The following is a 13,154-nucleotide window of genomic DNA, read 5'->3' on the forward strand; positions in this document are numbered from 1 at the left end:
AATAAATGATCTCTAAAGGAAGGGACGTCATGATATGAAATGATGCAAAATGTAAAAATAAATTCATATCAATTTCTAATTTTAGTCGTGTTATTTACGATTGGTACGAGTATCTTAATTGTCCCATCAGTTTTAGCTGCTGGAGCGAAACAAGATGCTTGGATTGTCGCAATATTAGGAACCTTAATGGGACTATTTGTTATTTGGCTACTTAGTATAATAGCACAATGGTTTCCTCATCTTACCATTATACAAATTAACGAAAAGATATTAGGGAAATGGTTAGGTAAAGCTGTATCTTTTTTGTTTGTATTCATGTCCTTTATCTATACTTCAAGTCTTTTGTCTTATTCAGGAACATTCCTCAACACACATATAATGCCAAATACTCCAATGGTAGCTCTTAATGTTCTTATGGCAATCATCATCGTAATGGGAGTCCATCTTGGATTAGAGACGATTGCTCGTTCTGCTGAAATATTTATCCTTTTTTTCTTCGTTCTTTTTTTCTTACTAGTACTACTTATTTCACCTGAAATCAAGTTTGAGAACGTACAACCAGTCTTTGAGGCAGGGACAAAAACAATTTTTCAATCGACTTTTCCTTTTATAGAAGTAACTTCAGTTAATGCTATCGTCTTATTAATGATTTTTCCTGTATTTGTTAACAATATTAAACAAGCTAAAAAATCTTTTTTTATTGGATACTTAATAGGCGGACTTGTTATCATTATCATTACTTTTTTGAGTGTTTCTGTATTAGGTTTTTATAATACTTCAACAAGGCTTTATCCAAGCTATGAATTGGCGAAACGAATAAATATTGGTAATTTTATACAACGTATTGAGGAGTTTATGGCTGGATTATGGATTATCACCCTTTATTTTAAGGCAACGATTTATTTTTATGCTTCCGTTTTTGGGCTTGCTCAGATATTAAATTTGAAAGGCTATCGCCCATTGATAATACCCTTAGGAATAATTTGCTTAGTACTTTCTCTTGTGGTTTATCCTAATGTCGTTTACCAACAAAATTGGAACCGGACAACAGGTATATACTTTTCGTTTACAATTGGAGTATTTTTACCACTTTTGCTGGTAATTGTATATGCTATTCGAAAAAAACAATTAAAAAAAGTACCTTAAGGTTGGGTCTTTCGAACTTCATAATCGTTACCTAGATGACTGTGGTTCGACTCCGGTCATCTTCATAGATTGCAACGAACATTGGCATTCATTCGTCCCCTAAAACCCCTTACTCAACATGTAAAAAGCAAGGGGAGTTGTTCATTTGATTTCATCCAACTGTAATATTCACCTTCACAGTCGATTGGTTACGCTCTATTTCATGGATTTGCCAATTATCAGATAGGAATTGTTTTATGCCAGCTAACTGATCCTCATTAATGTCTAAGTCGAGAAGTCCATTTTCGATTTGATGATATTTACTTTCATCAATTTGGAATTTTAATTTTAGAAGGTTTTTAAGTCCATTCATTGTAACGAATTTGATTTTATAACCATCTTCAATAATGGATTTAAATAGTTCCTCATCTTCAGCAATTTCTACTAGTCTTTCAAAATTTAGTTTTGGTAAAATTTCCTTCCAAGCATTCTGATCTTTATTGAGCGTTTTTTGTATTAATTCATCATTTGAAATCCCATTACTACGAACTGTTTCAATTAAATATGCATCCATTAAACTGATACGATTTAATGTCACGTAAATTCCCCCTGTCAGATTCTATTGTTAATTAATAGTAGGTTACTAGGATTTTAACAGAATAATTAGGAAGGGTAAATTTAAAAATATTATGATTAAATAATTTAATTTCGAATTACATATTCTGTTTGGAATAGAAATACCCAGTTATAGTAAATTGAGATTTAATAAATAAAAAAGAGGTGACTACTATTTTGGTAGTCATCTCTTTTTGTTTAAACTTCAGTAATGGATGGTGAATCTAACACGAAAATTATTTAATAACATTAAACTCTTCTAAAATTATTTCCTCTGTTTGTGGCATGGTTATACCTAAGTGCCAACAGCCCATTCCACCTAAACCATACTCATGGACTAGCCGGAATTTAGCAAGAAGACTGCGCGGATCTTCAAACCACACTTCATGTAATGTGCCTTCTTCGTCAACATAACGAAACCAAGGTGTAGCTGCTATTTCATCATAATGTATTTCACTTTCATAACGAGTATATAAATCGATTGCATGCTGTGTTGAATAAGCTGTACCCACTCTATCTTTTTCTTTTATTGTCCAATCGTAGGCGTACTGAGGGATCCCGAGCATTAGTTTCGATCTTGGAACAACAGAAACTGCATAATCTAAAGTCGCTCTCACTTTATCGATAGGTGAAATCGGACCCGATGGACCACCTGGCCAATGCCAATTATAAGTCATTAAAAATATTCGATCTACGTATTGACCGAGGGTTTTATAATCATAGGCGCTTGAGTAATCGGGTACATAATCTCCTTCCTTAGGAGGTACAGCGATCATTACTTCCATCCCTTTTGGGTGAAGTCTTTGGGTTAATTCTTTAACAAATTGGTTTAGATTTTCTCTATCTTCTGTTTGGACTAGTTCAAAATCGACGACGACTCCTTTGTAATCATGACTATCAAGAAGGAAATAAATATTTTCGATAAGTTTTTTCCTGATAGTTGAATTGCTGATTACTTGGTGCGTTAACTCTGTATCAAATCCTTTTTCGCTTAAATTAGTTAACGTAGCATAAGGAGGTAGATCCTTCTTCCAAGCCAAAGTATGTGCTTCATTCTCATTTACTTGAATAATGTTTCCTTGTGAATCAGGACGATATTCAAACACGAAAATACTTGAAAGTGAATTCTGAAAGTGATCTAACATCCAAGCGTTTCGGTCCTTGTCCTTTGGAACAAAATAAGTACCAGCCCAAATGTTTGTTTTTGCATGTCGGGGAATATCTAATTTCTGCCCAGGTATGATGATTCGACTTTTTAAATTATTGTGACTCATTAATTTTTGTTCACTTATTACATGTCGGTTCGCTATTTCCCAAATACTATCCTTCGGTTGAACTATATAAGTCGAACCAGGAATTAAAATAGCTTGACCAAGGACGAGTTGAGAGTTGTCCTTTAATCCATTTAATGTGGCAAGTTCAGCAAGATTAAGTCCATACTGGTCTGAAATTTTTGAGAGACTGTCACCATATTTAACCTTATGAATTACCTGTGCGTATGAAATCGCTGGGGTCGGAATTGCTATTAGCAATGTAAAACTGAAAACCAATAAGAACAAACACTTTTTAAACATTTGAACCACCTCACATATTACTCAACGATAGTATGAGTAGTTTTTTGCCTATAAACCTGAATTAACTTTATTTCATATACTATTTATTCAAGAGGTGATGAGATTTTAGGAGGATTGGATATGGATTTTTCAAAGCAATTCGACAAAATAAAAGACTCAGTGGTAAATATCTGTGTTCTCAATAATGCAGAAGAAAAGAAAATAATTTCATCCGGATCAGGTGTACTTATTGGAGACGGTACTAAAATAATAACTTGTTCCCACTGTATTAAGCCTAATCTTTTAAACATTGTCCGATTTTCAGGACAAAATAACGCTCAAAAATGCAAAATAATATTTAATGATTCCAAAATAGATATTGCAATTTTAGAAGTTGAAAAGTCACTAGGTAAAGGGGTTAGCATAAGAGATTCTTCTTCAGTAATGATTGGGCAGGAGGCATTTGTCGTTGGATTCCCATTAAATATTAAAAAAATAACTGCCCTTTCAGCAAATATCGCTGGATTTGAACCGTTGAATAATTTTCAGTTAATTAGAATTGATGCATCGATTAACCACGGTAATTCAGGTGGTCCGTTATTTAATGAGGATGGTGATTTAATAGGCATAGTGAATGCAAAACATGGACCGCTATCTTATATTTTGACAGAACTTCAACACGCTAAGGAAAAAGATATTGAATTAATGGGTAATGATAATCTTGTTAAACTTATTCTATTTTTGATTAGACAGATGCAAAGAAATTTAAATCTTGGCATTGGATATGCTATTCCTATGAATGCTGTAGGGGACAGTGTAGAATTTGTTAAATCGTTAATACAAAAGTAAATACACTTTCTTACACTCCGTCACCAATTATAAAAAAGATTTTTTTATATTAAAGAGTTGCTACCATTTTGGATGCCAACTCTTTTTGTTTTGTTATTATTCTAATTCTTAAATATTTCAACAATTACAAAAAGAATAAATTATGATGAATTCGATGATACTTTACGCTTCCTTCATATAGAATTAAACTGTATATTGTTTAAAGATGGCATTAATTGGGGTGGGAATATGAGGGGAATTATTATACTTATGATAGCTTTTTTAGGGATTAACTCATTCATAACTTTAGAAACATCAGCCGAAGAAAAAACATCTCCACCAGATTTGGTTAGTGAAGCAGCAATTGTTTTAGAATCTAATAGTGGACAAGTATTATATGAAAAAAATGCGAATCATGTAATGTATCCAGCGAGCTTAACGAAAATCGCAACGGCAATCTATGCGATTGAAAAGGGAAAATTAAATGATATTGTAACCATTAGTGCAGATGCAAGAAATGTAGATGGGACTAGGGTCTATTTAGAGGAAGGCGAAAAAGTTCCGTTAGAGAAGTTAATTCAAGGTTTATTAATTAACTCTGGGAATGACGCAGGTGTTGCTATTGCGGAACATTTAAGTGGTAGCATTGAACAATTTTCATTCGATATAAACAACTATTTAAGAAAAGTAGTCGGTGTGAGAGACACTCATTTTGTAAATCCACATGGTCTTTTTGATGCCGAACATACTACAACAGCAGAAGATTTAGCAAAAATTACGCAATATGCTATGAAGAATGAAACATTCCGAAATATTTTTGGAACGAAAGAATTTGAATGGCACGGAGAGGCTTGGGATACGACGCTAATTACACATCACAAGATCCTTAAAGGCGAATTTCCCTATGACAGCGTTACTGGCGGGAAAACGGGTTACGTAAATGAATCAGGATTTACATTAGCGACAACAGCTGAAAAAGAGAACTTAAGCTTAATCGTCATAACTTTGAATAGTACGTATGAAGTACAAACCTATAATGATACCCTCAAGCTTTTAGACTATAGTTTTGAGAATTATACAAACTCATACATAGAGAAAGGGACTACATTTACTGTTGGTGATGAAGAATATAAAAATCCTAAAACCCTAATTACTACAACCTCTATAAACGATAATATAGTTAGAAAAATTAATAAGGATGGAACATTAAACCTTGTCAATCAAGACGGAATGTTAATAGCTTCTTATCAGTTAGAGAAAATAAGTATCGGGGAAATCAACCATCCTGTTGAATTAGCGAATTCATCAAGCAATGAAGTTAATATGATGAAAATCGATACAAAAGTGATTAGTTTGATTATCGTATTGCTAGCATCCATTGCAATTGTGTTTCATTTGAATCGAAGATATGGAGTTTAATATGACTAAGAGACCAATTCAAGGTCTCTTTTTTATGCAAAAAAATTGTTGACACTCAACTTCATTGGCAGTAGAATAGCATTACAGATAATGATAATCATTATCAATTAGAAAAAAGGAGTACATAATTATTATGAAATTATCAAGTATATTTAAACCTATATTATTAAGTGCTACTCTAGCAATCGGTTTAGCTGGATGTGGCGCTACAAATCAAAATATATCAGCGACTGAGGATGGAAAAGCAGATGTAAAAGCTGGTAATCAAGAAGTTAATATTTACACTGCAAGACATTACGAAGCAGATGATGCAATCTATCAGAAATTTACAGAAGAAACAGGAATTAAAGTAAATGTAGTTAAAGGAGAAGCCGAAGAACTAATCGAAAGATTAAAACGCGAAGGTGAAAGTACACAAGCAGATTTATTTATTGCAGTAGATGGTGGTGTACTAGCAAATGCAAAACAAAATGATATCTTACAACCAGTTACATCGGATGTAATTAATGAAAATGTCCCTGAAAACTTACGTGATGTAGATAACAATTGGATTGGAATGGCAACACGTGCTCGAATTATTGCTTATTCAAAAGAAAAAGTATCTCCTGAAGAACTATCAACGTATGAAGATTTAACGAATGAAAAATGGAGAAATAGATTGTTAGTTCGTTCTTCAACAAGTTTATATAATCAATCTTTACTTGCCTCTTTTATTGAATTAAATGGTGAAGAACAAGCGGAACAATGGTCGGAAGGGATTGTTAATAATTTTGCTCGCCAACCTGATGGAGGGGACCGCGATCAAGCGAAAGCAATTGCAGCAGGTATCGGTGATGTTGCAATAATGAACACATATTATGTGGGCCTTCTAGCAAACTCTGAAGATCCAGAAGAAGTAAAAGTTGCTGAAAACATCGGAGTCTTTTTCCCGAACCAAGAAACAACAGGTACACATGTCAATATTAGTGGAATTGGTTTAACAAAACATAGTAAAAATAAAGATAATGCAATCAAGCTAATTGAGTACTTAACAAGTGTAGAAGCACAGGAATTTTTATCAGCTAATAATTATGAGTTCCCTGTAAATTCTAATGCTCAAAAACCAGAATTGTTAGAGAGCTGGGGAGAATTTAAAATGCAAGAATTGAATTTTGATACTTTAGGGGAGCATAATAAGAAAGCGATTGAAATTTTTAATAAAACAGGTTGGAAGTAATGAAAGTGAATTTGATGAAACGAAATCTAAAAAAAGAAATTAATAGTTGGTGGGTCATCAGTATAGTGGGGGCAGTAGTTATTCTACTGCCTATCCTTTTTATTTTCACGACAATCTTTCAAGAGCCTAATGAAAATTGGTTTCATATTCGTGAGTTCTTGCTAAAGAATTATGTATTAAATACTATTATACTAGTTGTACTTACAGGGTTCTTCACGGCTATTCTTGGTGTGAGCTTAGCTTGGCTTGTTTCAGCTTATGATTTTCCACTAAAAAAGTTTTTTCGCTGGGGTTTATTATTACCCCTATCAATCCCAACTTTTATCGCTACCTATACGTATCGAACAATGCTCGATTATACTGGAATCATTCAATCGACTTTAAGGAATGAATTCAACTATCAAATGAATCCAGAATTATTAACGGTTACTGGGATTAAGGGAGCAGTTTTTATCTTTACACTGTTTTTATTCCCTTATGTGTATTTGATAACAAGAGCCTTTTTGGATAGCCAAAGTTCATCATATATAGAGAATGCTAGATTGTTAGGACAAAAACCAGTTATAATTTTTTTCAAAGTAGTGCTACCACTAGCAAGACCAGCTATCATGGGCGGTACAATTTTAGTAATCTATGAAGTCATCGGTGATTATGGAGTTACAAGTCTGTTAGGAATTCATACTATTTCAACAGCAATCTTTCAGACATGGTTTGGTATGTATGATGTAAATTCTGCTATGCGACTTGCGGCTTGGCTCATGGTTGCAATTGTTGGCTTATTCTTTGTAGAAAGATTAATTAGACAGCGACGCCGTTATCATGTAAATAGTAAATCTAGACCGCTTGTTCCAATAAAACTGAATGGATTTGCTGGGATTATTGCCTTTTTATATTGTGGGGTTGTGTTCCTTTTAGGTTTCTTGATACCGTTTATACAGTTAATTGCTTGGGCGAAGTTGACGTTTCATAAAGTATGGGACTCCTCATTCTTTACATTGATTTATCAAACGTTCTATGTTGCTGTTATCTCTACAATTCTAATTATTAGCCTATCTGTAATAGTAGCCAATGTAAATCGGTCACATTCTAAATTTTCATTTTTGCTTTCGAAAATTGTTACTGCGGGTTACTCAATTCCTGGGCCCATTATTGCCATAGGTGTACTAGCTATCTTTATTACAATTGATCAATGGCTTGCACCTATATACTCTAGTATGGGGCTAGGTGAAGCGCCTCTTATCCTCAGCTTATCTTTAGTGATGTTAATTGTAGGATATTTTATTCGTTTTATGTCAACCGGATATAATGCAATCGAAGCTGGTTTTGAGAAAATTGGTACGAAATACACGGAAGCTTCAAAATTACTAGGGCATGGAATGACGAAGACGTTTATGAAAGTAGATTTCCCTTTAATAAAAGGGTCACTCTTTAGTGGCTTTATTTTAACATTTGTTGAAATATGTAAGGAGTTGCCATTGGCTTTGTTATTAAGACCTTTTAATTTTGAAACACTTGCAACGAAGACATATCAATATGCAAACGATGAGCAAATTCATGAGGCTTCCATTTCCTCACTATTAATTATTGGAATTAGTATTTTATCTGTAGTTATTATTCAAGGGTTAGGTAAGAAGGTGAAGTAATGAGTATTTTAGAGATTGAAGGACTTACGTTTTCATATTCCAAAAAAGAAGAACCAGTCTTGAATGATTTCTCAATGTCGATAGAAAAAGGTGAAGTTGTAGGTATCTTAGGACGTAGTGGTAGTGGTAAAAGTACATTGCTTCGCTTAATATCAGGCTTAGAAATGCCATCAAAAGGTACTATAAAGGTTGCAGGAACAACTGTTGTAAGTGACCGTATTTATCTTCACCCAGAGAATCGAGGAGTGGGGATGGTATTTCAAGACTATGCTCTTTTTCCACATATGACAGTTAAGAATAATATACTTTTCGGCTTATCCCGTTTGCCTCGTAACGAAAGAAATCAGCGTGTGGGTGAGATGTTGGAGCTTGTAAAATTAGAGAGCTTTGAGAATCGATATCCACACGAATTAAGTGGAGGACAACAGCAGAGGGTTGCGCTAGCAAGAGCACTTGCACCTAAGCCCAGCATATTGTTAATGGATGAACCTTTTAGCAACTTAGATGCTGATTTAAAAGAATCTATACGCGAAGAACTTGGGGTAATTCTAAATAAAGCCAACATGACATGTATTTTAGTTACTCATGATCGAAATGATGCGGAAGCAATATGTGATCGTAGTTTGATGCTTGGGTTAAATATAATAAATGAATAATAGAATATTGTCATTAATGAATTTCACAATTCTTTCATCATAGGAAAACATCTAATTAATAGTTAGGTGTTTTTTTGTACAGAACTATATTTCTCAGTTTAATTTATTCTAGTAACATATAAGTGGTGATTGGGATATTAGACAAAAAAACACCTCAAACATTGTTTATACAAATGTTGAGGTGTTTTTGGCTTTACTAGTGTCTTATCAAATATTTTTGCAAAGAGGTACAAGAATGGGCTATCTTGAGGTGGTGGATCAAGATAAGTTAAAGAAAATTAATTAGTAGCGATCTTTCATGAAAGATGCACCAACAATAATCAACAAAATGAATAGTACAACTAATAAAACAAATTCTTTTTTGTTGTCTCTGCGATCGAAACTACCGCCTACATTATCATAACCAGAATATCCAGACATAAATTCACCCCCTTGGTAATTAATAATTTATGTTGTTCTACTCTACCCAAAAGGTATAAGCGCGGATTTGTTAATAAATTTAATTAGCTAGTCGAAAAAAGTATGTAGTCACATACAATGCAAGCATGTAATAAAACGATAGAAAAAACCCCTTAGGATCCTAGGGGTTCAATAAGGCAAAATTCTGAGAAACACTTAATTTTAACAATTAGGTGTCTGAAATTACAAAAAAGCTTAGAATAAATAATTTTCTAAGCTCCTTTTATTTATAAATAAATAATTCACCTGTCAAGCAGTAAGAGGCTCTATGAATGGGCAAGAAATAGGGGACTCTTAAATAAACAGAAAGGAATCCATCATATAGACTTAAATTTTATGATGGTTTTTAAATTCTAATGGTTTAGTAGTAATCTTTCATAAATGAAGCCCCAACAATAATTAACAAGATGAATAGGACTACAATTAAAGCGAACTTGTTGTCATCTTTTCTGTCAAAATTACTTCCTTGATAGCCACTCATACCCATTACCTCCTTTCGATTTAGGTCTATAGTATTCAAAACTAAAAAATTTAACTGTGCGTTTTCCCATAGACTATTAGTTGAATATTCGCTTTTATTAATATTAATTAATCTAAAAAATCTCATTGGTGCCGTAGCATTTTTGGATAAGTTTCGCCGGAAACATTTTCTAATTAGCATTAAATAGATTTTGGTTTAGGTGGTCGATAATTTAACTATCTGCATAAATTCTTCATAATTATTATTTATACTATTTAAATGAGAGGGGAGAGCTCTAAGTTGAATAAAATCTCCACAAAATTAGCCGCTTGCTTTTTTATTGTTGTGTTTGTAATGGAAATATTTCTAATGACTTACCTCCATCAAAATATCATTCAAACAAGAGTAGAGGAAGAATTTTCAAGATTGCTATCTAACGGGGCTAATCACAGAGATGTACTCATTGAAAATTATTCAGATTCGACCATTGAACATATTGTCATGATGGAGAAAAATCAAGATCGAGAAGTGATTATTACTAATAACAAAGGTGAAATTATTAGAAGAACGTCGGGGAGTGTTTTAGAAGAATTTCATAATTTGATCATGAATTTGAATAACACAAATGACAGTATCGTTGTTTCAGATTGGAGAAATTCGTCCTATGTTGTAAGTGCACATCCCTATCGAGTGAATGATTATCTAATTGGTTATGTCGTCATGTTTCAAAGTACTAGCTCTATCAACCAAATGGTACATAATTTAAATATGCATTTTGCTATTACTGGTGCTACTGGTTTTATCGTTCTACTAATTTTATATGCAATAATATCTAAATTACTTACGAGACCATTAGTGAGAATGAAAGAAGCTACCGAAAAAATTAGTACTGGAGACTTTAACGTAAGCTTACCCTATTTAGGAAAAGATGAGCTTGGTGATCTATCTAGTTCTATTCAAAAGTTAGCGAAGGATTTAGAACACTTAAAAAATGAACGAAATGAATTCCTTGCATCTATTGCACACGAGTTAAGTACACCACTTACTTACTTAATAGGATATTCGAAAATTGCAATGAGAGAAGATTTATCAGACGATGATCGAGTTCATTACATTAAGATTATTGGTGAAGAATCGGAACGAATGAAAGAATTAGTGAAAAACTTACTCGATTTAGCGAAAATGGATGAAACAACATTCACTGTCTCAAAGGAGCACTTTTCTGTACGGCCATTTTTTGATAATGTATGTAAACTCGTTCAACCCTCATATGAAATGAAAAAAATTAATTTACACTTAAAATGTAATGAAGATTTCCAAGTGTATGCAGACCCAGTACGATTAGAGCAAATCATCTTAAACCTGTTAGACAATGCTCTCAAATATTCCGATGAACATTCAGAAGTGACTTTAGAAGTCCAGAAATTTGAAAATAAAACGATTATTTCAGTTATAGATAAAGGCATTGGAATTCCCTCAGATGAAATTGAATTGATTTTTGAAAAGTTATATAGAGTAGAAAAGTCACGCTCGCGGCAATTTGGAGGCTCTGGGATTGGACTTGCTGTTGTTCAAGAGCTAGTAGAAGCACATGGTGGAACGATTGAAGTGAAAAGTAAATTAGGCGAAGGCAGCGTATTTAAAGTAACAATATAAAGGTTGGATTAAATGACTACGATTCTTTTAGTTGACGACGAACATCGAATGTTAGATTTGATTGAATTATTTTTATCACCCTTAGGGATGAAGTGTATTAAAGAAACTAGTGGTAGAAATGCAATTGAAATAATTGAGGATGAAAAAGTGGATCTTGTTCTTTTAGATGTTATGATGCCTGAAATGGATGGATGGGAAGTTTGTAAAGCGATTCGAGAATTTTCAAATGTACCAATTGTCATGTTAACGGCGAGATCAGACAAAAGTGATTTGGTTAAGGGTTTAAACATCGGTGCAGATGATTATATTACTAAACCATTTGATGAAAAGGAATTAGTGGCTAGAGTAAATGCGATATTAAGACGTACTTCTAATGGTAAAGATCAATCTACGATTACTTACTTAGATTTTACTTTAAACTGTGAAACCTATTCCTTAAACTATCAGGATTCAACCTCACCACTGACTTTAAAAGAGTTCAATATTATTAAAGCATTGATCTCAAGACCAACGAAAACCTATACAAGAGAAGAATTATTAGAAATTGCATGGGATTTCGAAACAGATACCGATATTCGTACTGTTGACTCACACATACGGAATTTAAGAGAGAAACTTAGAAAAGCGAATTTTCCTACAGAAGAATTTTTAAAAACAGCTTGGGGAATTGGCTATAAGTGGAATTAAAACAAATACTAGACGAGGTGTTTAGAAATGAAATTAAAAATGTTAATGGTAACTTTATTTGCTGCAATATTTTTAGTAGCTTGTAATGGAGAAAACACAAATGAAGGAAGTAGTCCAAAAATAGAAGAATCAGTGGATATTAAGGAATTAGTTCAGGAATTCAGTGCGCGGAATATCACTGCGAAATCAGCTTCCATTTCATCTGAAAAATTAGTAGTGACAGAAAATGACGGTAAAGAAGTAACTTATGAATTACCAGAAGATGAGTTTTTTGTTTCAATTGCACCGTTTATTAACCAAACGCATCCATGTCAAATACATAGTTTAACTAGCTGCCAAGGTGAATTGGTAAACGAACAATTCGATGTATATATTGAAGATGCTGACGGTAATGTTGTGTTAGATAAAACAATACAAACGCAAGTTAATGGATTTATTGATTTGTGGTTACCACGCGATCAAACTTACAGCATTACAATTGAGCAAGATGGAAAAAAGGCAGAGTCTGAGTTTTCAACTTTTAAGAATGATGGTACATGCATTACAACAATACAATTGATATAAAAGCAAAAGAACCTTTATAGGTTCTTTTCTTGCACAAGCAATTATTGGTAAATTTTAGGTGTGTGATGAATGTATAGTATATTATCAGATATTAGTATAGCCATTACTGAACCAATTAAAATTTTCGTAAATTCATATGAGCATTCAGCTTTAATAGTAGCGATCCTCTTGGGGTTGATCGGAGCGTTTGCACCATACCACTTGACAGGACCCATTGTTTCTCAAACTTTTTAAATTATTTATAAAGAAGAACTTTAGATACACATACCACCT

Annotated in this window: 13 protein-coding genes; 9 read left to right on the forward strand and 4 right to left on the reverse strand. The window is 33.2% G+C overall.

Annotated elements, in window-relative coordinates; translation table 11 throughout:
• Positions 1-42: 42 nt before the first annotated feature.
• The gene (locus CD29_RS03590) at positions 43-1,146 is read left to right on the forward strand and encodes a GerAB/ArcD/ProY family transporter (protein WP_235801767.1); all 1,104 of its coding nucleotides are present in this window, start codon (positions 43-45) and stop codon (positions 1,144-1,146) included.
• Between the two features lie 151 nt (positions 1,147-1,297).
• Here CD29_RS03590 and CD29_RS03595 read toward each other — a convergent pair whose 3' ends face one another.
• Complete coding sequence (locus CD29_RS03595) at positions 1,298-1,723, reverse strand: hypothetical protein (protein WP_036182923.1); 426 nt, start codon at positions 1,721-1,723, stop codon at positions 1,298-1,300.
• 253 nt (positions 1,724-1,976) lie between these two features.
• Positions 1,977-3,314 carry a glycosyl hydrolase family 18 protein gene (locus tag CD29_RS03600; RefSeq protein ID WP_036182924.1) on the reverse strand — a complete coding sequence of 446 codons (1,338 nt, stop codon included), beginning with the start codon at positions 3,312-3,314 and terminating at the stop codon, positions 1,977-1,979.
• 120 nt (positions 3,315-3,434) lie between these two features.
• On the opposite strand from CD29_RS03600, the gene CD29_RS03605 reads away from it, so the two are divergent.
• From CD29_RS03605 to CD29_RS03625, 5 genes are all read left to right on the forward strand, one after another.
• Positions 3,435-4,142 carry a S1 family peptidase gene (locus CD29_RS03605; RefSeq protein WP_036182926.1) on the forward strand — a complete coding sequence of 236 codons (708 nt, stop codon included), beginning with the start codon at positions 3,435-3,437 and terminating at the stop codon, positions 4,140-4,142.
• Positions 4,143-4,391: 249 nt separating this feature from the next.
• Positions 4,392-5,540 (forward strand): D-alanyl-D-alanine carboxypeptidase family protein, encoded by a 1,149-nt coding sequence (locus CD29_RS03610; RefSeq protein ID WP_235801768.1) that lies wholly within the window; start codon positions 4,392-4,394, stop codon positions 5,538-5,540.
• A gap of 133 nt (positions 5,541-5,673) precedes the next feature.
• Entirely contained in the window at positions 5,674-6,756 is a 1,083-nt protein-coding gene (locus tag CD29_RS03615; RefSeq protein WP_036182930.1) for a Fe(3+) ABC transporter substrate-binding protein, read from the forward strand.
• Positions 6,756-8,399, forward strand: a complete 1,644-nt coding sequence (locus tag CD29_RS03620) for an ABC transporter permease (protein ID WP_036182932.1) — start codon at positions 6,756-6,758, stop codon at positions 8,397-8,399. The genes CD29_RS03615 and CD29_RS03620 overlap by 1 nt, the downstream gene beginning before the upstream one ends.
• Positions 8,399-9,055: an ABC transporter ATP-binding protein gene (locus CD29_RS03625; protein WP_036182934.1), complete on the forward strand. Its 657-nt coding sequence runs from the start codon at positions 8,399-8,401 to the stop codon at positions 9,053-9,055. Before CD29_RS03620 ends, CD29_RS03625 begins: the two co-directional genes overlap by 1 nt.
• Positions 9,056-9,337: 282 nt before the next feature.
• On the opposite strand, the gene CD29_RS19900 is transcribed toward CD29_RS03625, so the two are convergent.
• Positions 9,338-9,475, reverse strand: a complete 138-nt coding sequence (locus CD29_RS19900; RefSeq protein WP_081976131.1) for a YjcZ family sporulation protein — start codon at positions 9,473-9,475, stop codon at positions 9,338-9,340.
• 400 nt (positions 9,476-9,875) lie between these two features.
• Positions 9,876-10,001: a YjcZ family sporulation protein gene (locus tag CD29_RS20155; RefSeq protein WP_169716149.1), complete on the reverse strand. Its 126-nt coding sequence runs from the start codon at positions 9,999-10,001 to the stop codon at positions 9,876-9,878.
• Between the two features lie 273 nt (positions 10,002-10,274).
• Between CD29_RS20155 and CD29_RS03630 the strand changes: the two genes are divergently transcribed.
• Genes CD29_RS03630 through CD29_RS03640 form a run of 3 tightly spaced genes read left to right on the forward strand, consistent with a single transcriptional unit; the run spans position 10,275 to position 12,881 of the window.
• On the forward strand, positions 10,275-11,630 hold the full coding sequence (locus CD29_RS03630) for a sensor histidine kinase (RefSeq protein ID WP_036182936.1): 1,356 nt from the start codon (positions 10,275-10,277) through the stop codon (positions 11,628-11,630).
• A 12-nt stretch (positions 11,631-11,642) separates the two neighbouring features.
• Positions 11,643-12,317, forward strand: coding sequence for a response regulator transcription factor (locus CD29_RS03635; RefSeq protein WP_036182938.1), 675 nt, complete (start codon positions 11,643-11,645; stop codon positions 12,315-12,317).
• Positions 12,318-12,344: 27 nt separating this feature from the next.
• A complete protein-coding gene (locus tag CD29_RS03640) occupies positions 12,345-12,881 on the forward strand; it encodes a CueP family metal-binding protein (RefSeq protein WP_036182940.1) in 537 nt (178 codons plus the stop codon).
• Positions 12,882-13,154: the final 273 nt, after the last annotated feature.

This window comes from Ureibacillus manganicus DSM 26584 (assembly GCF_000772945.1).
Taxonomy (GTDB): Bacteria; Bacillota; Bacilli; order Bacillales_A; family Planococcaceae; genus Ureibacillus; species Ureibacillus manganicus.